27 protein-coding genes are annotated in these 25,896 nt (G+C 72.0%); 5 read left to right on the top strand and 22 right to left on the bottom strand.

All coding sequences use genetic code 11. From position 1 onward, the window contains the following. Positions 1 to 34: 34 nt before the first annotated feature. From ACFWM7_RS17345 to ACFWM7_RS17240, 22 genes are all read right to left on the bottom strand, one after another. Entirely contained in the window at positions 35 to 2,695 is a 2,661-nt protein-coding gene (locus ACFWM7_RS17345; protein WP_383261238.1) for an amino acid adenylation domain-containing protein, read from the bottom strand. Between the two features lie 36 nt (positions 2,696 to 2,731). Beyond that, the gene (locus ACFWM7_RS17340; RefSeq protein ID WP_383261236.1) at positions 2,732 to 3,583 is read right to left on the bottom strand and encodes a mycofactocin-coupled SDR family oxidoreductase; all 852 of its coding nucleotides are present in this window, start codon (positions 3,581 to 3,583) and stop codon (positions 2,732 to 2,734) included. After that, entirely contained in the window at positions 3,580 to 4,275 is a 696-nt protein-coding gene (locus ACFWM7_RS17335) for a thioesterase II family protein (RefSeq protein WP_383261234.1), read from the bottom strand. Before ACFWM7_RS17335 ends, ACFWM7_RS17340 begins: the two co-directional genes overlap by 4 nt. 166 nt (positions 4,276 to 4,441) lie before the next feature. Then, on the bottom strand, positions 4,442 to 4,657 hold the full coding sequence (locus tag ACFWM7_RS17330; RefSeq protein ID WP_383261231.1) for an MbtH family protein: 216 nt from the start codon (positions 4,655 to 4,657) through the stop codon (positions 4,442 to 4,444). An 83-nt stretch (positions 4,658 to 4,740) separates the two neighbouring features. Further along, positions 4,741 to 5,370, bottom strand: a complete 630-nt coding sequence (locus tag ACFWM7_RS17325; RefSeq protein ID WP_383261226.1) for a 2-hydroxychromene-2-carboxylate isomerase — start codon at positions 5,368 to 5,370, stop codon at positions 4,741 to 4,743. Between the two features lie 29 nt (positions 5,371 to 5,399). Further along, positions 5,400 to 6,146, bottom strand: a complete 747-nt coding sequence (gene fabG, locus ACFWM7_RS17320; RefSeq protein ID WP_383261224.1) for a 3-oxoacyl-[acyl-carrier-protein] reductase — start codon at positions 6,144 to 6,146, stop codon at positions 5,400 to 5,402. 25 nt (positions 6,147 to 6,171) lie between these two features. Further along, complete coding sequence (locus tag ACFWM7_RS17315) at positions 6,172 to 6,660, bottom strand: 3-hydroxyacyl-ACP dehydratase FabZ family protein (protein WP_383261220.1); 489 nt, start codon at positions 6,658 to 6,660, stop codon at positions 6,172 to 6,174. Further along, positions 6,657 to 7,055 (bottom strand): 3-hydroxyacyl-ACP dehydratase FabZ family protein, encoded by a 399-nt coding sequence (locus ACFWM7_RS17310; RefSeq protein WP_383261218.1) that lies wholly within the window; start codon positions 7,053 to 7,055, stop codon positions 6,657 to 6,659. The genes ACFWM7_RS17315 and ACFWM7_RS17310 overlap by 4 nt, the downstream gene beginning before the upstream one ends. Further along, the gene (locus ACFWM7_RS17305) at positions 7,055 to 7,324 is read right to left on the bottom strand and encodes an acyl carrier protein (RefSeq protein WP_383261215.1); all 270 of its coding nucleotides are present in this window, start codon (positions 7,322 to 7,324) and stop codon (positions 7,055 to 7,057) included. The genes ACFWM7_RS17310 and ACFWM7_RS17305 overlap by 1 nt, the downstream gene beginning before the upstream one ends. A 23-nt stretch (positions 7,325 to 7,347) precedes the next feature. Then, a complete protein-coding gene (locus tag ACFWM7_RS17300; protein WP_383261213.1) occupies positions 7,348 to 8,457 on the bottom strand; it encodes a beta-ketoacyl synthase N-terminal-like domain-containing protein in 1,110 nt (369 codons plus the stop codon). A gap of 102 nt (positions 8,458 to 8,559) precedes the next feature. Next, on the bottom strand, positions 8,560 to 8,907 hold the full coding sequence (locus ACFWM7_RS17295) for a hypothetical protein (protein ID WP_383261212.1): 348 nt from the start codon (positions 8,905 to 8,907) through the stop codon (positions 8,560 to 8,562). After that, positions 8,904 to 9,875 (bottom strand): hypothetical protein, encoded by a 972-nt coding sequence (locus ACFWM7_RS17290; RefSeq protein WP_383261210.1) that lies wholly within the window; start codon positions 9,873 to 9,875, stop codon positions 8,904 to 8,906. The genes ACFWM7_RS17295 and ACFWM7_RS17290 overlap by 4 nt, the downstream gene beginning before the upstream one ends. Further along, positions 9,872 to 10,720 carry an alpha/beta fold hydrolase gene (locus ACFWM7_RS17285; protein WP_383261206.1) on the bottom strand — a complete coding sequence of 283 codons (849 nt, stop codon included), beginning with the start codon at positions 10,718 to 10,720 and terminating at the stop codon, positions 9,872 to 9,874. The genes ACFWM7_RS17290 and ACFWM7_RS17285 overlap by 4 nt, the downstream gene beginning before the upstream one ends. Then, positions 10,720 to 11,589, bottom strand: coding sequence for a beta-ketoacyl synthase N-terminal-like domain-containing protein (locus ACFWM7_RS17280; protein WP_383261201.1), 870 nt, complete (start codon positions 11,587 to 11,589; stop codon positions 10,720 to 10,722). The genes ACFWM7_RS17285 and ACFWM7_RS17280 overlap by 1 nt, the downstream gene beginning before the upstream one ends. Continuing rightward, positions 11,586 to 12,737, bottom strand: a complete 1,152-nt coding sequence (locus ACFWM7_RS17275) for a beta-ketoacyl-[acyl-carrier-protein] synthase family protein (RefSeq protein WP_383261197.1) — start codon at positions 12,735 to 12,737, stop codon at positions 11,586 to 11,588. Before ACFWM7_RS17275 ends, ACFWM7_RS17280 begins: the two co-directional genes overlap by 4 nt. Then, positions 12,734 to 13,996, bottom strand: a complete 1,263-nt coding sequence (locus ACFWM7_RS17270; protein WP_383261192.1) for a beta-ketoacyl-[acyl-carrier-protein] synthase family protein — start codon at positions 13,994 to 13,996, stop codon at positions 12,734 to 12,736. The genes ACFWM7_RS17275 and ACFWM7_RS17270 overlap by 4 nt, the downstream gene beginning before the upstream one ends. A 31-nt stretch (positions 13,997 to 14,027) precedes the next feature. After that, a complete protein-coding gene (locus ACFWM7_RS17265) occupies positions 14,028 to 14,282 on the bottom strand; it encodes an acyl carrier protein (protein WP_205082557.1) in 255 nt (84 codons plus the stop codon). Positions 14,283 to 14,403: 121 nt separating this feature from the next. Then, entirely contained in the window at positions 14,404 to 15,168 is a 765-nt protein-coding gene (locus ACFWM7_RS17260) for an IclR family transcriptional regulator (protein WP_383261185.1), read from the bottom strand. Next, positions 15,165 to 15,914 carry a thioesterase II family protein gene (locus tag ACFWM7_RS17255; protein WP_383261181.1) on the bottom strand — a complete coding sequence of 250 codons (750 nt, stop codon included), beginning with the start codon at positions 15,912 to 15,914 and terminating at the stop codon, positions 15,165 to 15,167. The genes ACFWM7_RS17260 and ACFWM7_RS17255 overlap by 4 nt, the downstream gene beginning before the upstream one ends. A gap of 32 nt (positions 15,915 to 15,946) precedes the next feature. After that, positions 15,947 to 16,870, bottom strand: a complete 924-nt coding sequence (locus tag ACFWM7_RS17250) for an ACP S-malonyltransferase (RefSeq protein WP_383261177.1) — start codon at positions 16,868 to 16,870, stop codon at positions 15,947 to 15,949. A gap of 228 nt (positions 16,871 to 17,098) precedes the next feature. Next, entirely contained in the window at positions 17,099 to 17,893 is a 795-nt protein-coding gene (locus ACFWM7_RS17245) for a LuxR family transcriptional regulator (protein ID WP_383261175.1), read from the bottom strand. Positions 17,894 to 17,972: 79 nt separating this feature from the next. Beyond that, on the bottom strand, positions 17,973 to 18,752 hold the full coding sequence (locus tag ACFWM7_RS17240; protein WP_383261173.1) for a DNA-binding response regulator: 780 nt from the start codon (positions 18,750 to 18,752) through the stop codon (positions 17,973 to 17,975). Between the two features lie 808 nt (positions 18,753 to 19,560). On the opposite strand from ACFWM7_RS17240, the gene ACFWM7_RS17235 reads away from it, so the two are divergent. The 5 genes from ACFWM7_RS17235 (at position 19,561) to ACFWM7_RS17215 (ending at position 25,786) form a co-directional block, all read left to right on the top strand. After that, complete coding sequence (locus ACFWM7_RS17235; RefSeq protein WP_383261170.1) at positions 19,561 to 19,950, top strand: 4'-phosphopantetheinyl transferase family protein; 390 nt, start codon at positions 19,561 to 19,563, stop codon at positions 19,948 to 19,950. A 113-nt stretch (positions 19,951 to 20,063) separates the two neighbouring features. Beyond that, positions 20,064 to 22,868 (top strand): alpha/beta fold hydrolase, encoded by a 2,805-nt coding sequence (locus ACFWM7_RS17230; RefSeq protein ID WP_383261168.1) that lies wholly within the window; start codon positions 20,064 to 20,066, stop codon positions 22,866 to 22,868. Further along, positions 22,868 to 23,827 (top strand): NAD-dependent epimerase/dehydratase family protein, encoded by a 960-nt coding sequence (locus ACFWM7_RS17225; RefSeq protein WP_383261166.1) that lies wholly within the window; start codon positions 22,868 to 22,870, stop codon positions 23,825 to 23,827. Before ACFWM7_RS17230 ends, ACFWM7_RS17225 begins: the two co-directional genes overlap by 1 nt. A 13-nt stretch (positions 23,828 to 23,840) precedes the next feature. Next, complete coding sequence (locus ACFWM7_RS17220) at positions 23,841 to 24,275, top strand: nuclear transport factor 2 family protein (protein ID WP_383261164.1); 435 nt, start codon at positions 23,841 to 23,843, stop codon at positions 24,273 to 24,275. 158 nt (positions 24,276 to 24,433) lie between these two features. Continuing rightward, positions 24,434 to 25,786, top strand: coding sequence for a DUF2637 domain-containing protein (locus tag ACFWM7_RS17215; RefSeq protein ID WP_383261162.1), 1,353 nt, complete (start codon positions 24,434 to 24,436; stop codon positions 25,784 to 25,786). Positions 25,787 to 25,896: the final 110 nt, after the last annotated feature.

The raw sequence follows: 25,896 nt of genomic DNA, 5'->3' as shown, positions 1-25,896 counted from the left end.
GCCGCGCACAGCGGCGGTCCGCGGAGCATCCGGGTCAGGCCTGAGCGCCCCGCACCAGTTCCACGAACCGGTCTGCCGTCGAGTTCCGATAGAAGTCCTGTGTCGCGACTCGCGGCAGGCCCTGTTCGCGCATTTCCCGCAGAACCCGGATGACCAGCAGGGAATTTCCGCCGAGTTCGAAGAAATTGTCCTTCAGGGTGACTTCGGTGTTGAGCGCGTTCCCCCACATCCGCAGAATCCGCTCGGTGAGTCCTTCGCCGGCGCCCTGGGCGGCCGGGTGCCCGGGGCCTGTCCGGGGCGCGGGCAGGGCGGCCGTGTCCACCTTGCCGTTGATGGTCAGCGGGATCCGGGGAAGTTCCGTCACCGAAGCGGGGACCATGTAGCCGGGGAGCACCCCGCGGGCGTGGCTCAGCACATCGGCGGAGGTGGCCGGCGGGCGCAGCGTCACATAGGCGTCGATGCGGGCGGTCGCGGTGTCGCCGGGGACGTCGTGGTTGAGGACGGCCACCGCACCCGTGACGGTGGGATGGGCCAGCAGGACGTTGCGGATCTCGTCCAGTTCGATGCGGTGCCCGCGCACCTTGACCTGGCTGTCCAGTCGGCCGAGGTGGTCGAGTTCCCCGTCGGGCCGGAGGCGTCCGCGGTCCCCGCTGCGGTAGATGCGGCCGCCTCCGTACGGGTCGTCGACGAAGCGTTCCGCGGTGAGTCCGGGCTGTCCGAGGTAGTGGTCGGCGACCCCGGCGCCCCCCACGCAGATCTCCCCGGGGACACCGAGCGGCAGGAGCCTGCCACGGGGGTCGCGCACCGACAGGGTCCAGCCCGGCAGGGCGGGACCGACGCGGCGGCCGCCGGCGAGCACGTCGGCGGGGGTCACCGTGTGCGCCGTGACATGGACGGTGGTCTCCGTGATGCCGAACATGTTCACGAGGCGGCAGTCCGACGGCGAGTGCCGGGCGAACCAGGGGGCGAGCATCCTCACGTCGAGCGGCTCACCGCCGAAGACGACCAGGCGCAGGGAGAGGGCGGAGGAGCGCCGCCGGTCCGCCTCGACGATCTGGGCGAAGGCCGAGGGGGTCTGGTTGAGGACGGTCACACGTTCCTCGGCGAGCAGCTCGTGGAAGAGGTCGGTGTCCCGCGTCACCCAGTAGTCGACGACGACCAGACGGCCGCCGGTCAAAAGGCAGCCCCAGATCTCCCAGACGGAGAAGTCGAAGGCGCTGGAGTGGAACAGCGTCCACACGTCGTCCGTGCCGAGGCCGAAGTCCTCCCGGGTGGCCGCCAGGAGGGCGGCCACGTTGCGGTGCGGCACGACGACGCCCTTGGGCCGGCCGGTCGACCCGGAGGTGTAGATGACGTACGCGGTCGCCGCCGGGTTCTCGGACGGTGCGGGGACGGCCGCGCCGTCCGCCCGGGAGCGCAGCTCGTCGGGGGTCACCACCTGCACCCCGTCGATGCCGGCCAGTCCGCCTGCTGCCCCGACGACGACCCCGATCCCGGCGTTCTCCACCGTGTAGCGCAGCCGTTCCCGGGGATACCGCAGGTCCATCGGCACGTAGGCGCAGCCCGCCTTGAGGACGCCGAGCAGGGTCACCACCAGGTCCGCGTCCCGTTCGAGGGCCACCCCCACCAGGCTGCCCGGCGCCACGCCCAGGGCCGCGAGCCCGGCGGCGGCCCGGTCCGAGCGCTCGTCCAGCTCGGCATAGGTGAGGCCGGTGCCGCCGGCCGTGAGAGCCACCGCGTCGGGGCGCTCACGGACGACGTCGGCGAAGAGACCGTGCAGGGTGCGGTCCATGGCTTCGGGCCCGCCCGTGGGCGGGGTGACGCCGAGCCGCAGCACCTCCGCGCTCTCGTCCGCCGTCATCGTCTCCACGGCGTGCAGGGGCCGGCCCGGCTGCTCCGCCAACTGCCCCGCCACATGGGCGACATGGCCGGCCAGACGCTCCGCGACGAGCGGGGACATCTCTCCCAGGTCGTGGCGGAGCGAGGCGGTGGCACCGCCCTCCGCGTGCCGCAGGACGTGGAACTCCGCCGCCCCGGCCGGAGCCAGTCGCGGCAGCCGCCGCTCGCCCGGCCTGGCGGCTTCGATGTGCAGGGCGATGCCCGGTCCGAGCTGCCCTCCGTCGGCGAACGCCTCGGCCGTCTCGCCGACCACCTCCCGTGCGGTCCGTGACTCGTCGAGGGGCCGGCCCGTCCCGTACCGGGAGAGCACGAGCCGGATCGCCCCGGCGACCAGGGCCGGGTCGTCGGGCAGGGGGACCGGCAGCCGCACCTCCCCGGTACGGCCCCGGCGGCCGGGGTCGCCCAGGCCCCACTCCAGCGGTTCCGAGGGCTCCGGGCCCGGCTCCGCCGCCCCGGTGTCCCGGCCGAAGGTGAAACGCGGCTCGTCGAAGGTGACCGAGCGGCGCGCGACCAGTACGAGGTCCGCGTCGCCGTCCGCGTACCGCAGGAGCACCGCGCGCAGCGGCGGCCCGCCGGCGTGCAGCGGCCGTTCGGACTCGGCGGCGACCCGGTCCCGGGCGGCGGGGCGGTCGGCGCCGTGGGGCAGCGTCTCCTCCCACAGCCGGAGCCGGGCGGCCCACTGCGGCCACGCTCCGGCGGCTCCGGCCCGCAGCCGGCCCTCCAGTGCGGCGGCATCGACGGGGCCCGGCACGCGGACCACCAGGCTGTGGCAGGACCTGGCCTGACTTCTCGACATGGCGGAACTCCTGAGGCAGTGCGGGGTGGGGGCGGGTCAGCGGGCGCTGAAGCCGCCGTCGACGGTGAGCGTGGTGCCGGTGACCTGCCGGGAGTCGTCCCCCGCGAGCCAGAGCGCCGCGCCCGCGATGTCCCGTGGCTCCATGAGGGAGTTCATCGGCTGGGACTGGACGAAGATCTCCTCGTGCTCGTCGACGTCGACGTCGAGGGAGCGGGCGATCTCGGCGAGCATCCGGCCCTCGCTGAGCGGGTCGTCGCGCACGGAGCCGGGACACAGGGCGTTGACCCGCACCCGGAACGGCGCGTAGTCGAGGGCGGCGGCCTTGGTGAGGCCGATGAGCCCGTGCTTGGCGGCGACGTACCCGGCGAAGTGCCGGTAGCCGACGAGACCCGCGGTGGAGGCCACGTTGATGACGCTTCCGGACCGCTGCTCGACCATGGCGGGCACCACGGCCTTCATCGTCCGCCAGGCCCCGGTGAGGTCGATGCCGACCATCAGGTCCCACTCGTCCTCGGCGATCTCGTGGACGGCCTTGCCGGAAGGGGCGGCGATACCCGCGTTGTTGAGCAGCACGTCCACGCCGCCGAACCGGTCCAGGGCCTGCCGGGCCGCTTCCTCGACGTCTTCGGGCCGCCGGACGTCGGCGGTGACGGTCACGACGGCGGCGCCCTGCTCCCGGCACAGCTTCGCCGTCTGCTCCAGCTGGCTGCCGGACCCCAGCGGGTAGGGGACGCCGGCCAGGTCTCCGCAGACGTCGACGAGGACCAGGTCGGCCCCCTCCTCCGCGAACCGCACCGCACACGTCCGGCCCAGGCCGCGGGCGGCCCCCGTGACGAGGGCGGTACGGCCGCGCAGCAGCGGGCGCGCCGCCCGCTCCCCGGCCGTCATGACGCCAGGTCCCCGGCGACCGCGTCGAGCAGCGGCAGCGGCGAGTCGATGAGGTACATGTGGCCGCCCTCCGGTTCCACCAGACGGAAGGCCCCGGTGGTGGCGGTCCGCCACTCCTCGGCCTGTTCCCGGGTGACCAGTTGGTCCCCGGTGGCGCGCAGGGAGGTGACGGGGGTGCGCAGCGGTTCGTCGGAGACGGGCTTGTAGTTCTCGTGCATCTCCACGTCGGCCCGCAGGACGGGCAGCAGGAGCTCGCGCATGTCCGGGTCGGCGAGCGCGTCGTGCTCGTATCCGGCGAACTCCTGGACCCGGGAGAGGAACGCGTCGTCGGGGAGTCCGGAGGCCCGGCGGGTCCGGCCGGTCCAGGGGCCCGGGGAGCCGCTGACGAAGAGGTGGCGCAGCTCGACGCCGGGGTCGCTCTCCAGGCGGCGGGCGATCTCGTAGGCGAGCACGGCGCCCAGGCTGTGGCCGAAGAGGGACACCGGTCCGGGGCCCGCCAGAGCGGCGATCCGCGGGGCGAGTGCGTCGGCCGCGTCGATCACGTCGAGGAACGGGTCCTCGATGAACAGCTCCTCACGGCCCGGGAGTTGGAGGGGCACGATGCGCGGAGCCCGGTCGGGCAGGTCTTTCCAGGCGCGGTAGAAGCCGGCGCCGCCCCCCGCGAAGGGGAGGCACACCAGTGCATGGTTCATCAGGGGCATCGCTTTCTGCAGGGTGCTGCGCGCCTCGGGACGGCACAGGGGCCGCCCGGGGCGGCGTCGGTGTCACGGTCACACCGGCGGGCCCGGCCGGGCAACGGACCTTGCACATTGCTGCCATCGCCCGTCGCTCTCCGGCCCGCGGGGGTGCCGGGCGGATTCAGGCGGCGTCCATGGCGTCGGCCAGGGACTTGGGCCGCATGTCGGTCCAGTTCTCGTTGATGTGGTCGAGGCAGGCCTGACGGCTGTCCTCGCCGTGCACCACGGTCCAGCCCGCCGGCACCTCGGCGAAGACCGGCCAGAGCGAGTGCTGGTTCTCCTCGTTGACCAGGACGAAGTAGCGGGCGTCGTCGTTCTCGAAGGGGTTCGTGGCCATGATGTGGTCTTCCTTCACTGTGGGTCGGGCACTGTGGGTCGGGCACTGCGGGTCGGTCACTGCGGTAGGCCACCGGGGGTGGGTCACGGCGACGCGGCCAGGCGGGCGCGGACCGTGGTGATGAAGTCGGGCAGCCGGTCCACCCCCCAGAACTTGTCGAATCCGCTGATGAAGAAGGGCACCCCGAACACCCCGTCGCGATGCAGGGAGGCCAGGGCGGCGAGTCCGCGCTCGCGTATCAGCGGGTCCGCGTGGGCCCCGGCGAGCGCCACCGGGTCGACACCGAGGGTCCGGCCGATACGGGCCATGGTCCCGGGGTCGGAGATGTCCTCGCCGAGCTCCCAGCGCGCCCGGTAGGTCTCGTCGATGAACTCCCGCCCCGCACCCAGCTCGTCCGCCGCGAGATAGGCGAGGTGGGAGACCTCCCAGCGGGGTTCCGGGTCCACCGGCCACACCATGTCCAGCTTCCGGGCCCGGGCGAGCCTGCGGACGTCCTGGAGGATGTAGAGGTGCTTCTCCTTGGACATCGGCACATAGGGCAGGGTGATGCTGCTGCGGTCGAGATGCTCCTGGGCGGACGCGTCGGGTTCCCAGAACGGCAGCCACTCGACGGCGTCGGCCACGTCCGGGCAGTCATCGGTCAGGTCCCGGTAGGCCATCCAGGAATACGGGCTGCGGAAGGAGAAGTACCAGCGGGGTCCGCGTCGTGCCATCACCGCCTCCAAAGGGGCTCGTGCGGGAATCAGATGGTGATGCCGCCGTCGATCTGGAGCACGGCTCCGGTGATGTAGGCGGCGCGGTCGGAGACGAGGTAGGCGACGAGGTCGGCCACCTCCTCCGCCGTGCCCATGCGGCGCAGCGGAATCGAGGAGAGGGCTTCCTTGCGGGCCTTGTCGTTCATCGCCGCGACCATGTCCGTCTCGATGAAGCCGGGGGCGACCGCGTTGACCCGGATGCCGGACCGTCCGGTCTCCTTGGCCAGGGCACGGGAGAAGCCGATGATTCCGGCCTTGGACGCCGAGTAGTTGGTCTGCGTGCCGTGTCCGTACACCCCGGCGACCGAGGAGATGTTGACGATCGCTCCGGTGCGGCGCTTCATCATGCCGAAGACGACGGACCGGCAGACGTGGTAGACCCCGTCCAGGTTGGTGTCGAGGACCTGGTTCCACTGCTCGTCCTCCATGAGGACCAGCGGGTTGTCGCGGGTGATGCCGGCGGCGGTGACGGCCGCGTCGATCTGCCCGAACTCCTCCTCGACGGCGGCGATCCAGGCGCGTACGGACGTGGCGTCGGCGACGTCGACCCGGCTTCCCGTCACACGGACGCCCAGGTCGGCGGTCTCCTTCTCCAGGGTGCGGGCCGCCTCGTCGTCCGAGCGGTAGCAGAAGGCGACATGGAATCCGTCGCGTGCCAGCGCCCGGACCGTGGCCCGGCCGATACCGCGCGAGCCGCCGGTGACGAGGGCCACGCGGTTCGTGGTTTCTGCCATGGGTGTCTCTCCGTGAGTGGGCGAATCAGATGGTGGTGGCGGCGGCGGGGCGCAGCGCCTCGGCGGGGCGGAACGCCATGACGATCCGGCCGACGGTCATCACCGTCTCCCCGCCCGAGCGGCAGTCGCCCTCGAACAGGACGGTGTCGTCGACGCGGCGGTCGAGCCTGACCCGGTGCTCCAGGACCTCGCCGGGCAGCACGGGCCGGTGGAACTCCACCCCGGTCATCGAGCCGAAGAGCATCACCCGTCCGTCCAGCACGTCGGGGTTGGGCTCGTCCCAGGTGGCCAGCACGCCGGCCGACTGGCACCAGGACTCCACCAGGAGCGACGTCGGGTAGGCGAAGTCCTCCTCGGGCGTGTCCGGGCCGAGCTTCTCGTACCAGGGCTCGTTGCAGGTGACCGCCTTCAGCGCGGTCAGCCGCTCGCCGGGGGCGATGTCCACGACCCGGTCGACGAGCAGCATCGGGAAGCGGTGGGGCAGCCGGGCCCTGATGTCACGCTGGCCCGTCATGCCGCCACCGCCTCGGTGGTGGGGCGGTAGCGCAGCCGTACGGTGGCGGCGTCGCCGCGTCCGGTGGCGAGCTTCGCCCGGCACTGCCAGTCGCCCGCCGGGGTCTGCTTCCAGCCCATGGAGATCTCCAGCCGGTCGCCCGGGAAGACGGGCCCGGTGAAGCGGGTGGACTCCACGGCGGCCAGGGCCCCGTCCTTGGCCCCGTCGGGCGCGGTGGCGAGGGCCGCGAGGTGCGTGCACTCGACCAGGCAGACGCCGGGGAAGATCGGGAAGCCCGGATAGTGGCCGGGCAGCACGGTCTCGGTCTCCTCGACCGTGAACCGGGCGGCGGTGTGCGACGCGTCCTGTGCGGGCAGCACCTCGATGGCGCCCGCCAGCGGGCTCGCGGCGGGCATCAGGCCGCCTGCCGTGCCGCGTCGAGCTTGCCGAGGAGCAGGTCGTAGGCGCTCCGCAGGGTGACGATGCGCTTGAGTTCGGACTCCGGGAGCTTGACCCCGTACCGCTTCTCCAGGACGACGACGACTTCCAGGGCCATGAGCGAGTCGACCTCCAGGTCGTCGACGAACGAAGCGTCGTCGGTGACCTCGGACGGTTCGACGTCCAGCACCTGCGCCACGACGGCGCGCAGTTCTTCCTTGTCCAGCACGGTGGGGGTTCCTCTCATCGACGGGTGCGTGGGGCAGTGGCTCAGCGCAGACCGAGCAGGGCGCAGCCGACGGTGCCGGTGCGGTCCACGGAGGTGATCACCCCGACCCGTCCGGGCTCGTTCCCGGGCCGGTCGGCGGCGTACGACAGCAGCGCGGCGGCCTGGAAGGCCGCGGCGGCGGCGCCCGTGTCACCGATCAGCCCGGTGGGCGTCAGGTCGGCGTGGCCGGCCGCCCCGAGCACCTCGGTGACCGCCTCGGCCTCGGCGCGCCCCTCGGGGCCGGGCGCCCCGGACCGGGCGACGGCCGTGACGCGGTCGGCGTCGACCCCGGCGCGGCGCAGCGCGGAACGCAGGCAGGACACGAGCGCGGGCCGGACGTCGCCGTCGAGGACGACACCGAGTTCGACGGCGAGGAGTTCGGCGAGTACGGGCTGGGCGGGGTCGTCCGGGTCGCGCGGCTCGACCAGCAGCATCGCGCAGCCCTCGCCGAGCGGTTCCGCCGTGTCCTCGCCCTCGTTGCCGGAGCGGCGCTCCAGCCAGGCACGGGCCGGGGAGAACTCCTCGGCGGCCCCGCACAGCACGGTCCGGGCCCGGCCGGAGGCCAGCAGGCGGCGCGAGTAGTTGAGGGCGTGCAGCCCCGCGGTGCGGCCGCCCGCGATGGTGGCGTTCGGGCCCTTGAGCTGGTACCAGATGGCGCTCTGGCCCGCGGCGCAGTTCATCACGGTGTTGGGGAAGCGCGCCGGGTCGACGAAGAAGGGCTGTTCGCCGGTGAGGGAGTCGCGGGTGAAGTCCATCATGGACTGGGCGCTTCCGGTGGTGGTGCCGAGAGCGAAGGCGGCGCCCTCGCCGGTGCCGACCGCCCGGTTGCGGTCGCCCTCCTCCAGGAGGGCCCCGACGGCGGTGACGGTGAGGCCGGTGACCCGGTCCATGGAACGGGTGCCCTTCTTGCCCAGGACCGTGCGGATGTCGAAGCCGGGGACCACGCATCCGGTGCCGTCGGGGGTCTCGCCGTGCTCGGGGCCGAGTCCGGCGACGGTGGCGCGCCGCTCGCGCAGTCCCTCGGCGAAGGCGGCCCTGCCGATGCCGTACGACGACACGGCCGACCATGCGGTGATCACCGGGCGTCCGGCGACCGTGGTGAGAGTGGACATGTCCGTCGTATCTCCTTGTGCTCGCGAGCTCGTTCGGCTCATGACGTCACTGCGTTGTGGACCCCGCCGGCCCGGTGCCGGACCGGGTGGCCGTCCGGCCGCTCAGTGCCACATCACGCGGACGGCGGGGTCGAGGATCCAGCCCGCCACCACGTCCATGCCGACGACCCGCACCTCGGGTCGGAGCAGTTCCGTGTCGAGTCCCCGCTGGCCGAGCGAGAAGCCGTCCGCGGCGAGCACGCCGCCGCTCTTCTGGAAGCGGTCGAGGTCCTCGTCGCTGCCGGGCACCGCCAGCACGACGCCGTCCTGGACCAGGAAGAGCAGGACGGCCTGCCCGGTGAGAACCCGGGTCGCGGCGTCCCGGCGGAAGGCGGAGTCCCGCTCCGGGCCCCCCTGGCTCTCGATGAGCAGCAGCCGGGGCGGGCCGCCGCTCTCCCAGCCTTCCGTCACGCCTTCGGGACCTTGCCGTTGATCGCGTCGACGACCCGCTGGTCGAAGTTGACCAGGCTCCAGTCGCGGCGGTTCTCGATGACGGCGTAGCCGTGCACGATGCGGCCGGTGGCCGTCTTGACCAGCTTGCCGTCCCGCAGCACGTAGAAGTCCATGCGCGAGGTGTAGGTGAAGTCCTTGAAGACCTCCTCGACGGTGTAGACCGTGTAGAGGTCCTCCTCCATCAGCGCCTCGTCGAGGATGCGGATGTCGGAGCGGGGTACGACGGGGATCCAGCGGCGGTCGTCGAGCAGGGTCTTGATGGAGATGCCGCGGTCGGCGACGAAGCGGTCCTTGCCCTCCTCCATCAGCCGCAGATAGCCGGACATCTGGAGCCGCTCGGTGAAGTGGCAGTAGGGGTAGGGGATGTTCCACTTCCAGGCGTACGCGTTGGCGTCGGCGGTGAGCGAGGCGAGGATCTCCTCCTCGGCCGGGGCGGCGGCGGGGCTCTCGCGCTCCAGGTCGTCGCCGAGGACGGCGACGGCGAACCGGGCGAGCCCGGCCGGGACCTCGCCGGCCGCCTCCAGGTAGGTGTCGATCCGCAGCGAGACGCGGACCTTGGAGGTGACCGCCTTGTGGATCTCGCCGTTCCGCTCGAACTGGATGGTGACCTTGAAGCCGATGGTGGAGTCGTCGTCCTTGGTCCACGGCGTCACCTCCGCGTCGGCGATGTCGTCCATGTGGAAGGCGTGCAGGATGCGGCTGTCCAGCGAGACGATGTCGAGGCCGAGGCCGTGCTCCTCGTAGAGCGCCCGGGCGGGCAGCCCGGCCTGCCGGAAGTGGTCCAGAACGGCTTCCTCGACGAGGTAGTTGACGTGCTTGAAGCCGATCCAGGTGCAGATGTTGGAGCCCTCGTAGCGGGGGCGCACCCGGGTGGTCGTAGGGGTGTCGAGGAGAGCCTTGACGGCGGTTTCGGTCACGAGGGTCATCGCTGGGGCTCCAGGGCGTTGAGGAGGGCGTGCCCGCGCTGTGCGGCGACGCCCGTGGTGAGATGGATGAAGTCCCGTACCGCGGCGGCGAATTCCTCGGCCGCCTCGATCATCGGGAAGTGCCCGCACCCGGGCAGCACACGGCACTCGCCGGCGGGGAGCGCGGCGGCCAGCGCCACGCTCTCCTCCGGACGGGCGGCGAAGTCCCGCTCGCCGCTCAGGACCAGGGTGGGGACGGTGATGCCGCCTGTCCGCAGGTAGGGGGTGCGCAGGTAGAGGTCGAAGAACCGGAACCAGCCGTAGGGGCCGACCCGGTCCCGCACCCGCCGCCCCATGGCCTCCTGTACGTCGGCGGGAAGCCGGCCGTCCGAATGGACCCGGATCCCCTCCTCCATGATCAGGTGGAAGTCGTTGAGGTAGTAGCTGATGGTGTCCCAGCCGAACGCGTCGGCGGAACCGCGGTAGAACGGCGAGACCAGGACGAGCGCACGGATGCCGAACTGCCGCAACGCGTCACCGCCGCCCCGGTTCCGCTGGTCGAGCAGGTCCAGCAGCACGTTCGCCGCCATCGAGTGCGCCACCACCACGGTGGGTCCGCCCTCGACCGCCTCCAGCGCCTTGGCGAGCCAGCCCCGGAGATTGGGCTGCTCGTCCCACTCCCCGATGGTCTCGGTACGCCAGGGCAGCCGGGCGGTCCACAGCCGGCAGTCGTCCGGCAGGAGCGGGAGCGCACGCTCCCAGACGCTGTCGTTGGCCGCCAGTCCGTGCAGCAGCAGCACCGAGGGACCGGATCCCGTGGTGCGCTGCTGCACGGACACCGGGCGGAGGTCCGCAGGCGTCGTCATCACGCCGCCTCGGGGGCCATCAGCAGCAGGTCGGCCCGGGCGTCGTCGGCGGCGGCCCCGGCCACGGCGTGGACCGGGCCGCGCTCACCGGCGTCGAACCAGCCGACGGCGGCGGCGCACTGAAGGACCCCGTGCGCCCCCGAGGCATGCCCGAGGTGAGCCGGGAGCTCCCAGCGGCGCCCCCGGTCGGGGCCGGGCTCCCCCGCACTCCTGCGGTACGGGCCGAGAACGGCGCGTACGGTCGCCGAGCGGTGCTCGGCCGCCGGGCGGGACTCCAGGACGAGGGCGGCGCCGCCGTCCACCGCACGGGCGCCGCCGAGAAGCCGGCGCACCACGTCGTTGTCGGGTTCGACCCCGAGCACGAGGACCCGGTCGGTCCGGCCCGCCGCGATGATCGTGGCCGCCCAGTGGACGGCGTCGAGCCCGGACGTCTGGCCGTTGCAGACCATCAGGTTGGGGCCGCGCAGGCCGTAGCGGATCGCGGCGGAGGAGGCGATGACGTTGCTGGACGCGTTGGGGAGATCCATCGGGCTGGTGCCGGAGACGGTCTCCTCCCGCAGCGTGTCCAGGGCCCGGGCCACCGTGTCCAGATTGCCGAAGTTGGAGCTGGCGACCACGCCCACACTCTCCGGGGCGCAGGTGAGACCGTCGTCGCCGAGCAGCCCCGCGTCCCTGAGGGCGGACGCGGTGAGGCAGTAACCGAGCTGGGTGGCCCGGTCCTTGTAGCGCAGCCCCTTGCGGCCGACGTGCTCGGCGGGTTCCACGGGGGCGCCGCCCGCGGCCGGTCCCTCGGCGAGGGCCCGTACGGTGTCGGCGCCGGGCAGCAGGACTGCGGCGCCGGAGACCACCACGGTGGTGTCGGTGCTCATCTGGACCCTTCCACTATGGCGACGGCGTTGATGCCGCCGAATCCGAACGCGTTGAGCTGGGCCACGTTCAACTGGCCGGAGCCGGCCGCCTCCCCCGTGACGAAGCGGAAGGGCGCGGCCTCCTCGACCGGATCGTCGAGCCCCACGGTCGGCGGAACCCGCCCCTCGTTCAGGGCCCGGACGCCCACGATCAGGTTGATCAGGCCGGAGGCGCCCGAGGTGTGCCCGGTCATGGACTTCACCGCGGTCATCAGCGGTCCTGAGGCGCTGTCACCGAGCACGTCGGCCAGGGCCGTGGCCTCCGCCTCGTCGTTGAGGAGGGTGCCGGTGCCGTGCAGCATCACCAGGTCGACGTCGGAGGGCTTGACCCCCGCCATCCGGTGGGCGGAGCGCATCGCCTCCGCGATGCCCTCCGGGGAGGGCGCGGTGACGTGGTACGCGTCGCAGTTCACGGCGACGCCGCGCAGCCTGCCGTGCACCTGGGGGGCGTCGCGTTCGGTCCGGCGCAGCACGATCGCCGCGGCCCCGTCGCCCATCAGCACACCGGTACGGTTGCGGTCGAAGGGCCGGACACGGTCCGGCGGTTGAGGGTGCACCCGTTCCAGGAGCCCGTACATGGACTCCGTCAGTACGTCGACCCCGGCGACGATCACGGTGTCGGGGGCGTCCTCGCCCTCCTGGTGCAGCAGGTCGGAGCCGAGCGCCAGGGCGTACAGCGAGGCCGAGCAGGCGTTGGAGAAGGTGTGCGTGACGTCCGCGTTGAAGCGTTCCCGCAGTCCGGTGCCGAAGTGCAGGCCGGAGTCGGCGAACGGCGAGCCGTCGCGCCACCACAGCTCCAGCGAGCGCAGCTCGCGCAGACCGGTGCCGACCAGCACCGGGATGCCGCTGAGGTCCTCGCCGAGACCGGCGTCGGCGGCGGCCTGCCCGACGGCGTCGAGCAGCAGCTCCGTGGCCCGGCCGGGGACGTCCTGTCCGGGCACCGGTCTGTTGTCGACCTCGTACGCGTGCTGGGCCCGGAACCGGGTGCGGTCGAAGCCGCGTAGCTCGGCCCGGCCGCTGCGGCCCCGGCACAGATTCTCGAAGAGCTCGTCGACCCCGGATCCGGTGGCGGCGACAGCCCCCATACCGATGATGGGGCTCATCGTCATGACGCCTCCTTGATCGCGTCGTACCGCCCGAGAAGGACCGCCGCGTTGTTGCCGCCGAACGCGAGACCGTTGTTCTGCACGATCCTCAGGTCGGCCTCGACGGCCTCGTTCGGGACACAGTCGACGTCGCACTCCGGATCGGTGGTGACGTGGTTGATGGTGGGCGGAATGAATCGGTTCTGGATGGCGAGGGCGCAGCCGATGGCGCCCAGCGCGCTGGCGGCGCCCATGGTGTGGCCGAGCATCGACTTCATGGAGACGGTGCGTGGGGGCGCGTCCCCGAAGACCTGGCGGATGGCGCCCGCCTCGGTGATGTCGTTGGCCCTGGTGCCGGTGCCGTGCGCGGAGATGAGGTCCACCTCGTGCGGCTTGACGCCGGCGTTGTCCAGGGCCAGCCGCATCAGCTCGGCGACGCTGTCGCGGTCCGGCGCGACCTGGTGGTGCGCGTCGCAGTTCAGGCCGTAGCCGAGCACCTCGGCGTAGATGGTGGCGCCGCGTTCCAGGGCGGAGTCGAGCCGCTCCAGTACGAGAACGCCCGCGCCCTCGCCGGTGAGGATGCCCTTGCGGTCCACGTCGAAGGGCTGGCAGCGGTCGGGGGCGATGGTGCCGAGCCGGTAGAAACCGGTGAACGTCTTGCGGCACATGGCGTCCGCGCCCCCGCAGAACGCGAACTCGGCCTCACCGGAGCTGACCGCGTCGAAGCCGTACCCGATGGCGTAGTTGCCGGCCGAGCAGGCCGTGGGGATGGTGAGCGCCTCCACGTCGGTGAGGCCCAGTTCCTGGGCGATGGCCACCGAGAGGCGCCCGGCGGGCACCCGACGGGCGGCCACCGGGTCGAACCGGCCTGTTCCGTCGGCCAGTTCACTCTCCACCAGCTGGTCGAGGTCGTAGCTCTCGCCGTCGGTGGTGCCGATGGAGATCAGTCCACGACGGCCGCGCAGCTCCGTCAGGTCGAGACCCGAGTCCTCCAGGGCCATCCGGGCCGCAGTCGCCGAGAACTGCGCGGCCCGGCCGAGCTGTTCCACGTCGAGCGTGCTGATCCAGTCGCGGGGGTCGAAATCGGTGATCTCGCACCCGTTCGCGTGGGCGAAGCCCTCGGTGTCGAAGACCGAGATGGGCCGCGCCCCGCTGCGCCCCTCCTGGAGTCCCCGCAGGAACTCCTTGGCCCCCAGCCCGATGCTGGAGACCACACCGAGTCCGGTGAGGACGACCCGGTGCCGTTCTGTTCCGGCCTGGCCGGAGCCGCGCTCTGCCGTCATGTCAACCTCCCAATCCACCGACGGGGACCGACTACCAGCCGGCCGACTCCGAGACGACCCCGTAGACGCCCTTGAGGTTCACCATGCGCGGCAGTTCGCTCTGGTTGATGACGACCTTGAACTCCTTCTCCAGGGCGGCCAGAATTTCAATGGCACGCAGGGAGTCGGCGTTGTGGTCCTCCTTGAAAAGGCTGACCTCGGTAACCTCGTCCTCCTCGATCTCAAGAATGTCGCAGACGATTTCCTTGATGGTCACGAGACGCTCGTCGCGGATTGCAGTGGACACGCTGATACCCCTTTTCCGGTGTGCCGCCACATCGTTGTGCAGCAGGAAGTGGAATGAATACTGTCGGCGCCATTCACTGGCCACAACAGCCCTTGCAATAAGCTGCCATCGCCCGCTTCTCTCAGCGCGTCGTGGCAGCCTCGGGAACGAATTCGGCGTGCGCGCGCCGCAGGGTGTCGCCCAGCACGGCCGCCGCGTCGACCAGCGAGCTGCCGAGCAGGCGGCGGGGCCGCTCTCCGACCCGCGCGGCCGGCCCGGAGAGCGCCAGGGCCGCCATCACGCGGCCGATCCGGAGCTGGACGGGCACGGCGCAGGAGAGCGTGCCGCCCGCGGCGGTGTCGGGGCCGTACGCCCAGTAGCGCTGGCGCACCGCCGCCAGTTGGGCGGCGGTGAACCGGGCGCCGCGCAGTCCTTCGTACAGCTGCTCCGGCTCCTCCCAGGCCAGCAGCACCTGGGCGACGGGTCCGGAGGTGAGCGGGAGGCAGGCGCCGACGGGGACCGGGTCCTTCGTCGGGTGGGCCGGGGAGGAGGCGACGCAGATCTGCCGGCCTCCGCGGCGCCGGAAGAGGCGGGCGTCCAGACCGGTGTCCGCGGCGAGCCCGTCCAGTACCGGGAGGGCCGCCTGGACCAGCCGGTCCTGTCGCGCCTCGACGGAGAGGCTGCCCAGCCGCGGCCCGAGGACGAACCGGCCCTCGAAGTCCCGGGTGAGCAGACCCAGACGTTCCAGCGCGACCGCGATCCGGTGGGCGGTGGGCCGGGCGAGCCCGCTGCGCTCGACGAGTTCCGCCAGGGACACCGGCCCGTTCTCGATCACGCTCAGCACGGTCGACGCCTTGTCGAGCACCCCGACCCCGCTGCGGGGAAGCGGCCGGGGCGGGGCGCTCATCTCCACAGCGCCAGCCGCCCGCGGATGTCCGCGACCAGTTCGTCGCGCTGGTCGACCAGGTAGAAATGGCCCCCGGGCAGGACCTTCAGCGCGAACCCGCCGTTCGCCACCCGGGCCCATCCGCGTGCGCCCTCGATGCCGACGTCGGGGTCGCTGTCCCCGACGTAGCCGACGACCGGGCAGGCCAGCGGAGTGCCGGGCCGGGCGGCGTAGCGGGAGACGATCGAGAAGTCGGCTCGGATGGCGGGCAGGACGAGCTCACGCAGGTCCGGGTCGTCCAGCAGCCGGGTGTCGGTTCCGCCCAGCCGGCGGACCTCCGCGACCAGGGCGTCGTCGTCCGCGAACCCGCCGCGCGGGGTGAGCAGGTGCGGGGCCTTGCGGCAGGAGACCAGGAGCGCGGCCGCCCGGACGCCGTGCCGCTGCTGGAGCCGCAGCGCGACCTCGTACCCCAGGGAGGCGCCCATGCTGTGCCCGAACAGGACGAGCGGAACGCCCGTGTACGGGAGGAGTTCCTCGGTGACCGCGTCGGCGAGGGGCTCCATCTCGGTGTACAGCGCTTCGGCGATGCGCTCCTGGCGGCCCGGGTAGCGCACGGCCATGACCTCCACATCGCTGCCGAAGGCGTGCCCCCAGGAGTGGAAGAAGGCGGCCGAGCCGCCCGCGTGGGGAAGACAGACCAGCCGCAGCCGCGGCCGGTCGGGGGTGACGTATCGGCGCAACCAGATGCTGTCGGTGCCAACTGCCATGGTGGATGGAGCTCCTCGGTCACGAAGTTGCGTCAGGTGAGGGAGCCGGGGCCGTCCACGGACAGGACCTCGGTCTCCGGGGTGATGCGGCGGATCAGTCCGGCGAGCGTCCGTCCGGGCCCCAGCTCGACCAGTCGGCGGCAGCCGAGGGTGCCGGTGAGGGTCCGCACGCTCTGCTCCCACAGCACGGGCGAGACCAGCTGACGGGTTCCGAGTTCGGGCCAGTCGCCGTCGCCCGCGTAGGCCGCGGCGTCGACGTTGGACACCACGGGCACCCGCGCCGGAGCGTATGCGGTGTTCTTCCAGGCCGTGCGCAGCGCATCGGCGGCGGGGGCCATGAAAGGGCTGTGGAAGGCGCCGCCGACCTGGAGGCGGATCATCTTGGCGCCGATGGAGGGCGCCTGCTCCCCGAGCCGTTCGACACCCTCGGGGGAGCCCGAGACCACCGTCTGGCCCGGGCCGTTGAAGTTGGCGGTCCACACCTCGTGTCCGTCCGCCCGTACGGTGCCCACCAGCGCCTCGACCTCGGACGGGGCGGCGGCGACCAGGACGGCCATGGTGCCCTCGCGCTCCTCGGCGGCGGCCCGCATCGCCCGGCCGCGGGCGGCCACCAGGGCGGCGGCGGCGGGGACCTCCAGCACTCCGGCCGCGGTGAGGGCGGCGTACTCCCCCAGGCTGTGCCCGGCGCAGGCGGCCACCCGTCCCTCGATCGCCCCGGTCCGTACGGCTTCGGCGTGGGCCAGGACGGCGACGGTGAACACGGCGATCTGCGCGAGGTCGGTGCGCCGCAGGTCCTCGGCCCCGGTGCGCAGCAGCAGTTCCGGGACGTCCTCCCCGGTGGCTTCCGAGATGTCGGCAGTGAGCTGCCAGGACGGGGTGTCCCGCCAGGGCAGGCCCATTTCGGGCTTCTGCGTTCCCTGGCCGGGAAACACCAGACCGATCGTCACATCTTTCATGGCCCGCCTTCCGCGCGGTGTCAACCGGGGTGGGCGCGGGGGTCCACAGAATTCGGACCCCCGCGCGTCAGCGGCGCACACGGGGGATTGCACGACCGCCGGGGCACAGAGTTCTCCGAGTTCCGGATCCCTGTTTCCCGGGAGATATACAACTGCCCCCGGCGACGGGCGGCAACGGTACTTTCAGAAAGCTGCCAGCCCGGGTGGGAACCGGGCCTCCACGGGGCTTCAGGTCCGGTTTCCCGAACTTCCGCCGGCGGGCGTGGAAGCCGTGGGCAGCAGACCCAGCTCGGCAGCGCGGACCCCGGCCTGGAAACGGGAGCTGGCGCCGAGCAGCGTCATGATCTCGGCGACGTAGCGCCGGTAGGTACGCACGGAGACTGCCAGTTCACGGGCGGCGACCTCGTCGGTGACTCCCGCGCGCAGGGAACCCAGAATCTGCCGGGCCAGCATCGCCCGGTCACGGCCCCCGAAGACGATGCGCTCACCGGCGGGGACCGCGTTGCTCCACACGCTCTCGAAGAGCGTGCGCAGGGTGTGCAGGACGTCGGGGGCGCGGATCAGGGAGGCCCGTCGGCCGACGGCGGACTCGGTCACCACCAGACCGGTCGCGCCGTCGACGAGCAGGGCCTGCAGGGGCGGCACCTTCGCCACCCGGATCGCCACGGGTCTCTCCCTGCCGAGCTGTTCCCGTACGAACGATTCGTCGACGAGCCGTGTGCTGGACAGCAGCCTGACCGCCACCGCCTCGCTCGCCCCGTAGATGAGGTCGCGTTCCGAGCGCGTCTCGCTGTCGGGCAGTTCGCCGCTCTCCGGCACCCGCGCGTGCACGATGTCGATCGTTCGGGTGGCCGTCGCGATCAGCCGCTCCGCGGCGTCGAGCACGGCGACGTAACCGCCCTCGACGGCGACGATCTGATGCTTACGGGCGCTGCGGCCGCGGTGGATGGCCACCGTGGACTCGATGAGCGATCTCGCCTCCAGCAGCGCCCGCTCCACCTCGTCCGGCGTTTTCCCGGTCAACTCGTTTCCACCATCCCCCGTTGGTGTACTGCCGGTGATCCGTCCGCCTGACGGGACGGCACCGTGCCTCGCGCGCCCGCTACTCCGCCAGCAGGCCCAGTTCGGCGGCGCGCGCACCGGCCTGGAAGCGCGAGATCGCGTCGAGCTCCCTCATCACTTCCGCGACATGCCGGCGGTAGGTGCGCAGCGACACGTTCAGCCGGCGGGCGGCGACATCGTCGTTGTGCCCGGCCCGCAGGCTCTCCAGGACGCTGCGGGCGAACTCGGTGCGCAGCCGGGGGCCCAGTTCGAGGTGGTCGGTGAGCTTGCGACCGCGCGACCAGGCGCCCGCGAACAGCAGCTCCAGCGCGCGCACGGCTCCCGCGTCGTTGACGACCGTGGCCTGCGTGCCCGATCCGCCGGCGGCTCCACGGACCAGGGCGTTCGCGCCGTCGACGACGACGACCTCCCGCAACTCCCTTTCACACACCCGGATTTCGAGGCGGGGCTGCGGGAGCCGGCGAAGACACACCAGAGAGGCGTCCGCGGCCTGCGCACTGCACAGCACCCGGACCGCCACCGTGGGACCGATCCGGGCCAGCAGCCGCAGCACGCAGTCGCTGAAGTCGCCGGGCTCCGTCAGCGCCACGCTCAACGAGTGGTGGACGCCGCCGATGAGCCGGTCGAGAGCGTTCTCCAGCGCGGCGACATCCGTCGGCTCGGCCACCTTGGGCGGGGCCGGTTGCCGGCTGTAAAGCGACATCGACGACTCGATCAACGCCTGCACCTGCAGCAATGTCTGCTCCAGGTGAGCGGACCGCTCGTCCGACGCCGTCAGCTCGACGTCCTCCGCATCGGGTGGATCAACGACCGTTTCCATTATCCAGCGCCCCCTTGAGTAATCAGGATCTTCCCCACGGTCCGGTCGGCAGCCCATCACTATCGGCCACCGGCCCCCGTAGCGGACACGATCCGATTGCCCGATACACCTGTCCAATCAGAAACTTCTTGACGCAAAAAGCCAGCCACGTTGCCAGCGTGAACACTAGTTCGCACATTTAGCACCAGTCAACAAACCCAGCCCCGGACGGGCAGCAACGCCCCCATCGAAGCGTCTTGATTCAAGCCAACGGCACCCACGAGCGCCACGGCTGACAACAAGCTGCACACGCGCCCCGCAATCGAAGGAGCCCCCTTCCGCTTAGGTCACCAACGGCAGCCGCCTCCTCACGGAGCGCAAGAGGAGTGACCGCTTGCTGTCAACTCGCTACCCGAGGGGGCGAGTTCACGCCTACGGTCGCACGGTGACCACACGCCACGCACCACCCCTCCACGCCAGCAGCGCCCCTCCCGCCGGGCCGGCCCCGGTGACGGATGCCCAGGTGTGGTGGTGGTACGCCCCACCCGGCACACAGACGCGCGCCGACACCGACCTGCTGAACGGTGACGAGCGGGCACATGCGCAACGGCTGATGTCGGCCACGGCCGCGGCCGAATACGTATCCTGCCGTGCAACCGCAAAGCGCATATTAGGGCGGCATTTTCAGGTACCGGCCACCATGATTTCATTTGGCCGAAACCTGTGCCCCGGGTGCGGGAGCGACAGCCACGGCCCGCCCAAAGTTGTTTATCCTGAAACCAATTTCCGGATCAGCATCTCCCACTCCGCTGGGCTCGGGATGCTGGCCGTGGCCCCCTTCCCGGTCGGCGTGGACGCGGAGGCGGTCCGTGACCTGCCGGTCGCCACGCTCGCCGACGACGTCCTGACCGGCCCCGAGCAGGAGTCCGTGCGCGCGGCATCCGAAGGGACCGGCCGGGCCAGGGCGTTCCTGCGCTGCTGGACGCGCAAGGAGGCGGTGCTCAAGGCCGTCGGCATCGGCATCGTCACCGATCTGACCGCGCTGGAGACCCGCGCCTGGGCCCCGGGCCCGGCCGAGGTGGCCGTCACCGCCCCCACCCCCCGGACCGTCTGGCACGTGGCCGACGTCGTGGTGCCCGACGGGTGGACGGCGGCACTGGCCGTGCCCGCCGGCGCCCACCGCGACTTCACAGCGTGTCAGGTCGCCCCCGGCCGCTGAACCGGCACCCGTACCACGGAGCCGTACATCGTCCCGTCAGGTCCCTCACATCCTTACGCCGCCACCCGGGGACGACCTTCCCGGGTGCCCCGAGGCATCGGAGACAGACCAGCGTGAACACAGCACCTTCGCAGAGCATCGCCGACCTCCTGCTGAACGCCGCCGAACAGCACCCCTCCTCCGGTCTGCGCTACTGCCCGGGCGGGGCCGACGGGGAGTTCGTCGACCAGAACCACCCGGAACTGCTGGCCGCGGCCCTCCGGGTGACCGCGGGCCTGCGGGCACGGGGCCTGCGCCCGCAGGACAAGGTCGTCCTGATCCTGGAACGCCCGCAGGACTTCCTCACCGCGTTCTGGGGCGCCGTGCTCGGCGGGTTCGTGCCCTGCCCGACCGCTCCGATGCGCGGCGACCCGGAGCGCTGGTCCACGCAGCTCCAGCACGTCCACGACCTGCTCGACGGGCCGCTGTTCGTCACGACCCGGTCCCTGGCCTCCGAACTGCCCCCGGTGCCGGGGCTCTCCGTCGCCCCGCTCGACGGGCTGGCCGCCGACGGGCCGGCCGACGTCCACCCGGCCGGCCCCGACGACACGGCGGTCCTGGTCCTCACCTCCGGCTCGACCGGCAGCGCGAAGGCCGTCCGGCTCAGCCATGCCAATCTGCTGGCCTCCATGGCCGGGAAGAACGGCATGCACCGGCTCGGCACCGACGACACGACCTTCAACTGGGTGTCCTTCGACCATGTGGCCGCCCTGCTGGAATGCCATCTGCTGCCGCTGTCCACCGGCAGCAGACAGCTCCACGTCGAAGCCCCCGTCATCCTGGGACAGCCGCTGGAATTCCTGCGGATCATCTCCCGGCACGGCGTCACGATGACCTTCACGCCCAACTTCCTGCTCGGCCTGATCAACGCGTCGGCGGGCCGCCTCCGGGAGATCGGGGAGGAGGACGGGCTCGATCTCTCCCGGCTGCGGCACATCATCAGCGGCGGCGAGGCGGTGGTCCGGAGCACCGGCGAGGCCTTCCTCGAACTCCTGGCGCCGTACGGACTCGCCCGCGACGCGCTCTGGCCCGCCTTCGGGATGACGGAGACCTGCGCGGGCAGCGTCTACTCCCGGGCCGCCTTCCCCGACGTCGACCGCGGCCGCGAGTTCGCCTCCCTGGGCAGCCCGGTCGAGGGAGCCCGGATCAGGATCGCGGGCCCGGACGACCGGCCGCTCCCCGCCGGCGAGGTGGGCGAACTTCAGCTCACCGGAGCTGTCGTGACGTCCGGATACCACAACGACCCGCAGGCCACCGCCGACGCGTTCACGGCGGACGGCTGGTTCCGCAGCGGCGATCTGGGGCGGCTGGACGACGGCCGGCTCTCGCTCGTGGGCAGGACCAAGGACAGCGTCATCGTCAACGGGGTCAACCACTTCAGCCACGACGTCGAGACGGCCCTGGAACAACTCGATTGTGTGGCCGCCTCCTACGTCGCCGCCTTCCCCGTCCGCCCGGCGGGCAGCGACACCGAGCAGTTGGTGATCGCCTTCCACCCCGACGTCCCCGAGGGCGACGACGCCGCGCTGCACCGGGCGCTCACCGCCGTACGCAGCAGTGTGGTGATGCACTGGGGCTTCAGGCCCTCTCTCGTCCTGCCGCTGCCGAAGGACGCCTTCCCCAAGACCAGCCTCGGCAAGATCCAGCGCAGCCTGATGCGCCGACGCCTGGAGGCGGGGGCCTACCGCGCGGTGCAGCGCGACTGTTCGGCTCTGTCGCAGCGCATGCTCGGCGGCTACAGCGCCCCCGAGGGCGGGACCGAGGAGGTCCTCGCGGAGATCTACGCGGAGATGTTCGACGCCGCCCCCGGCACGATCAGCGCGACGGCGAGCTTCTTCGACCTGGGCGGCACCTCCTTGGACATCCTCCGGCTGCGCAGCCGGATCGCCGAGCGTCTCGGGGCCACCGGCCTCCAGATCATCACCCTCATGACGACGCCGACCGTACGCGGCCTCGCCCGCCTCCTCGGCACAAAGTCCGCCGGGGGCCGGGGCGGGGCCGACCACCCCGAGTACGACCCGGTGGTACCGCTCCAGACCGGCGGCGCCAAGACCCCGCTGTTCTGCGTCCACCCCGGCGTCGGCGAGGTCCTCGTCTTCGTCAACCTCGCCACGTACTTCGTCGGCGACCGCCCGTTCTACGCGCTGCGGGCCCGCGGCTTCAACGAGGGCGAGAAGCCCTTCGCGACCTTCGAGCAGATGGTGGACTGCTATGTGGACGCCATCAGAGCCCGGCAGCCGCAGGGACCGTACGCCGTCGCGGGCTACTCCTACGGCGGCGCCGTCGCCTTCGAGATCGCCAAGGTCCTGCGGGCCGCGGGCGAGCGGGTGGACTTCGTCGGCAGCTTCAACCTCCCGCCGAACATCAAGTACCGGATGGACGAACTGGACTTCGCCGAGACCGCGGCCAACCTGGCGTTCTTCCTCTCCCTCATCGACAAGGAGCAGTCGCTCCGGCTGCCCGCCGCTCTCCGCCGTCTCGCACCCGAGGACCAGATATCCGAGCTGCTGGCGCTCGCCCCGAGCGAGCGCGTCACCCAGCTCGACCTGACCCCGGAGCGGTTCGGGGCCTGGGCCGACCTGGCCAACCGCCTGACCGACCTCGGCCGCACCTACCGGCCGAGCGGCACGGTGCCGTCGATGAACGTCTTCTACGCCACCCCGCTGCGCGGCACCATCGAGGACTGGCTCGAGAACGAACTACGCCGCTGGGACGACTACACCACCGGGGAGAACCGCTACATCAGGGTTCCCGGGGAGCACTACACCCTGATGGGACCGCAGCACGTGGCAGCCTTCCAGTCCGTGCTCCGCAGGGAGCTCGACCGCTCCCTCGCCGACGCCGACGCCACCCGCGCCGCCTCGCAGGGGAGCCTTTGATGACCCGGTCGACCGCCCCGCTCACGGGCAAGAAGATCCTGGTCACCGGCGGTACGGGGCAGGTCGCCCGCCCGGTGGCCGAGGCCCTGGCCGAGCGGAACGAGGTGTGGTGCCTCGGCCGCTTCGGCGCACCCGGTGTCGAAGCGGAACTCGCCTCGCGCGGAATCACCACCGCTCACTGGGACATGGAGGACACCGCGGGCGACGGGCTCAAGGGCGTCCCCGAGGACTTCACCCACGTGATCCACTCCGCCGTACGCCGCGGCGAGGACGGCGACTTCAACGCCGCCGCTGAGGTCAACTCCGTAGCGGCGGGAAGACTGATGACGCACTGCCGCACCGCGGAGGCCTTCCTGTACGTCTCGACGGGGGCCCTGTACGCACGGCAGGAGCTGGACCACCCCTACACGGAGACCGACCCGGTGGACGGGGTTGCCGACTGGCTGCCCGCCTACCCCGTCGGCAAGATCGCGACCGAGGGAGCGGTCCGGGCCTTCGCCCGGGTGCTGGGCCTGCCCACCACGATCGCCCGCCTCAACATCGCCTACGGTCCCGGCGGTTACGGCGGCGTTCCGATGCTCTACTTCCAGCGCATGCTCGCCGGTGAGCCCATCCCCGTACCCCTCCAGGGGCAGAACTGGTGCTCCCTGCTCCACACCGACGACCTGGTGGCCCAGGTCCCCGCCCTGTGGCGGGCCGCGGGCACCCCGGCGACGCTGGTGAACTGGGGCGGCGACGAACCGGTCGGCATCACCGACTGCATCCGCCACCTGGAACGGCTCACCGGGGTCTTGGCCCGCCTCGTACCGAGCGAGGTGACCCGCGAGACCTACCGGTTCGACCCCACGCTGCGCCGGAGACTGACCGGCCCGTGCACGGTCGGCTGGCGCGACGGCATCCGCCGCACCCTCGAAGCCCTGTACCCCGAGCACGTCCACGGACGAACGACGAACGGATGAGGCGGAGGCACTCATGACGCAGACAGCGACCCCGGCCCGCGCGCAGTCGGCCCGCGGCCCCCACATCGACCTGATCCACCGCGCCTACCGGGCCTTCGGTTCCCGGGACGTTCCGGGCCTGCTGGAGACCCTCGCGCCCGACGTCGAGTGGATCCATCCCGACGGGATGGCCGCCTACGGCCTGGGCGGAACGAAGCGCGGACACACCGGAGTCCGGGAGTTCCTGGCCCACGTACCGACCGTGCTGGGCGGAATGCGTCTGGAACCCGCGGAGTTCGTGCAGTCGGGCAATCGGGTCGTGGTCTTCGGCACACGGCAGGTGACCTCCCGCAGCGGCCGTACGGAGACCCTGTCGTTCGTGCACTCCTGGACGCTGAGCGGCGGCAAGGCCGTGCGGATGGAGGACATCTTCGACACCGCGGCCTTCCAGCGACTGATCGAGGGCTGACAACCACCGGCCGATCCAGGGCACCCGACGGCAGACTCCCGCCCCTCCCCACGCAACAAAGCTCGCACACATGTGCCAGGCTGTCCCCTCGCCGGGTACAAAGGCCGGGCGCCGAGGCCGGATACGGCCGGGCGCAGAGATCGGGGAGGGGATCGCGCGTGGCCGCGATGCAGCTGACACGCACGCACCGCATACTCATCGGGGTCGTCGTCGCGGGTGCGGTGATCATCGCCGCGATCGGTTTCGCGGGCTCCTACGCCGCCGTGCGCGAACTGGCCGAGGCCAAGGGGTTCGGCCAGTTCTCCCTGGTCTTCCCGATCGGCATCGACGCGGGCATCTGCGTGCTGCTGGCCCTGGACCTGCTGCTGACGTGGATGCGGATCCCGTTCCCGCTGCTGCGCCAGACGGCGTGGCTGCTGACCGCCGCCACGATCGCGTTCAACGGCGCGGCCTCCTGGCCCGACCCGCTGGGCACCGCGATGCACGCGGTGATCCCGGTGCTGTTCGTCGTCTCCGTCGAGGCCGCCCGGCACGCGGTGGGCCGGATCGCGGACATCACGGCCGACAAGCACATGGAGGGCGTCCGCCTCACCCGCTGGCTGCTCTCGCCCATCCCGACGTTCAAGCTGTGGCGGCGGATGAAGCTGTGGGAGCTGCGCAGTTACGAGCAGGTCATCAAGCTCGAACAGGACCGGCTGATCTACCAGGCCCGGCTCCAGGCCCGCTTCGGCCGCAACTGGCGGCGCAAGGCCCCGGTCGAGTCGATGATGCCGCTGCGCCTCGCGAAGTACGGCGTGCCGCTCGCCGAGACCGCCCCGGCCGGCCTCGCCGCCGCCGGGATCGAGCCGGCCCTGCTGCCGCCGGTGCCCGTCGAGGCCGACCGCCCGAAGGCCGAGCTGGCGTACGAGCCCCAGCAGGACCACCGGGGACAGCAGGGGTACGAGGGACACCAGGAGCACGGGCCCCAGCACGAGCAGGCCCAGCCCCACCCCCAGCAGCAACAGCCCCACCCCGCCTCGCTCCAGAAGCAGGGCCCGCCCGGCCCGCCGACCCACGACAGCCCCTGGTTCGCCGCCCAGAAGCTGCCGGAGAACGCCCACGAGAGCGCGTACAACCCGCAGTACGTCGAGGGGCTGGAGCCCACCCCCGTCCAGATCCCCGCGGGCCCCGGCCGCACCCGGCCGCTGGGTGACGTCGGCACCATCGGGGCGGGCCCGCACCCCCGCCACGAGGAGCCGTCGCCCGAACTGCCCGAGGCACCGGCCCCCGAGGAGGCCCCGCAGCTGGAGACGTGGTCCCAGGAGGACGAGGACTTCGCCAACCGGGCCTACGACGAGTTCAGCGCGCTGACGGACCAGGAGGGGGAGTACCCGAGCGTGGAGGCCCTCGACATCACGCTGGCCGACAAGCACGACGTGCACCACCCGCGCTCGACGGCGCTGCTCCAGCAGGTGATGCCGAAGTTCAAGGACCTCTACGCACAGCGGGCGACGGCCGACCAGACCGCCTGAGCCGGCACCGTACCCAGCGAGAAGGGCCCCCCCCCCGGGGCGGGTCCCCCGGCGGCGGCCCGCCGTCGGGGATGCCCCCGTACCCGCCGCGCAGCCGGCGCCCCCCGGGC

It is taken from the genome of Streptomyces sp. NPDC058375 (assembly GCF_042723425.1).
In the GTDB taxonomy this organism is placed as follows: domain Bacteria; phylum Actinomycetota; class Actinomycetes; order Streptomycetales; family Streptomycetaceae; genus Streptomyces; species Streptomyces durocortorensis.
Note: the sequence above shows the minus strand (reverse complement) of the source record. Positions and strands in the feature narration are given on the sequence as shown.

Excerpts from the sequence above, each read along its gene's own strand:
- ACFWM7_RS17345 (WP_383261238.1), bottom strand. The coding sequence starts at position 2,695 with ATGTCGAGAAGTCAGGCCAGGTCCTGCCACAGCCTGGTGGTCCGCGTG.
- ACFWM7_RS17340 (WP_383261236.1), bottom strand. The coding sequence starts at position 3,583 with ATGACGGCCGGGGAGCGGGCGGCGCGCCCGCTGCTGCGCGGCCGTACC.
- ACFWM7_RS17335 (WP_383261234.1), bottom strand. The coding sequence starts at position 4,275 with ATGAACCATGCACTGGTGTGCCTCCCCTTCGCGGGGGGCGGCGCCGGC.
- ACFWM7_RS17330 (WP_383261231.1), bottom strand. The coding sequence starts at position 4,657 with ATGGCCACGAACCCCTTCGAGAACGACGACGCCCGCTACTTCGTCCTG.
- ACFWM7_RS17325 (WP_383261226.1), bottom strand. The coding sequence starts at position 5,370 with ATGGCACGACGCGGACCCCGCTGGTACTTCTCCTTCCGCAGCCCGTAT.
- fabG (WP_383261224.1), bottom strand. The coding sequence starts at position 6,146 with ATGGCAGAAACCACGAACCGCGTGGCCCTCGTCACCGGCGGCTCGCGC.
- ACFWM7_RS17315 (WP_383261220.1), bottom strand. The coding sequence starts at position 6,660 with ATGACGGGCCAGCGTGACATCAGGGCCCGGCTGCCCCACCGCTTCCCG.
- ACFWM7_RS17310 (WP_383261218.1), bottom strand. The coding sequence starts at position 7,055 with ATGCCCGCCGCGAGCCCGCTGGCGGGCGCCATCGAGGTGCTGCCCGCA.
- ACFWM7_RS17305 (WP_383261215.1), bottom strand. The coding sequence starts at position 7,324 with ATGAGAGGAACCCCCACCGTGCTGGACAAGGAAGAACTGCGCGCCGTC.
- ACFWM7_RS17300 (WP_383261213.1), bottom strand. The coding sequence starts at position 8,457 with ATGTCCACTCTCACCACGGTCGCCGGACGCCCGGTGATCACCGCATGG.
- ACFWM7_RS17290 (WP_383261210.1), bottom strand. The coding sequence starts at position 9,875 with ATGACCCTCGTGACCGAAACCGCCGTCAAGGCTCTCCTCGACACCCCT.
- ACFWM7_RS17285 (WP_383261206.1), bottom strand. The coding sequence starts at position 10,720 with ATGACGACGCCTGCGGACCTCCGCCCGGTGTCCGTGCAGCAGCGCACC.
- ACFWM7_RS17280 (WP_383261201.1), bottom strand. The coding sequence starts at position 11,589 with ATGAGCACCGACACCACCGTGGTGGTCTCCGGCGCCGCAGTCCTGCTG.
- ACFWM7_RS17275 (WP_383261197.1), bottom strand. The coding sequence starts at position 12,737 with ATGACGATGAGCCCCATCATCGGTATGGGGGCTGTCGCCGCCACCGGA.
- ACFWM7_RS17270 (WP_383261192.1), bottom strand. The coding sequence starts at position 13,996 with ATGACGGCAGAGCGCGGCTCCGGCCAGGCCGGAACAGAACGGCACCGG.
- ACFWM7_RS17260 (WP_383261185.1), bottom strand. The coding sequence starts at position 15,168 with ATGAGCGCCCCGCCCCGGCCGCTTCCCCGCAGCGGGGTCGGGGTGCTC.
- ACFWM7_RS17255 (WP_383261181.1), bottom strand. The coding sequence starts at position 15,914 with ATGGCAGTTGGCACCGACAGCATCTGGTTGCGCCGATACGTCACCCCC.
- ACFWM7_RS17250 (WP_383261177.1), bottom strand. The coding sequence starts at position 16,870 with ATGAAAGATGTGACGATCGGTCTGGTGTTTCCCGGCCAGGGAACGCAG.
- ACFWM7_RS17240 (WP_383261173.1), bottom strand. The coding sequence starts at position 18,752 with ATGGAAACGGTCGTTGATCCACCCGATGCGGAGGACGTCGAGCTGACG.
- ACFWM7_RS17225 (WP_383261166.1), top strand. The coding sequence starts at position 22,868 with ATGACCCGGTCGACCGCCCCGCTCACGGGCAAGAAGATCCTGGTCACC.
- ACFWM7_RS17220 (WP_383261164.1), top strand. The coding sequence starts at position 23,841 with ATGACGCAGACAGCGACCCCGGCCCGCGCGCAGTCGGCCCGCGGCCCC.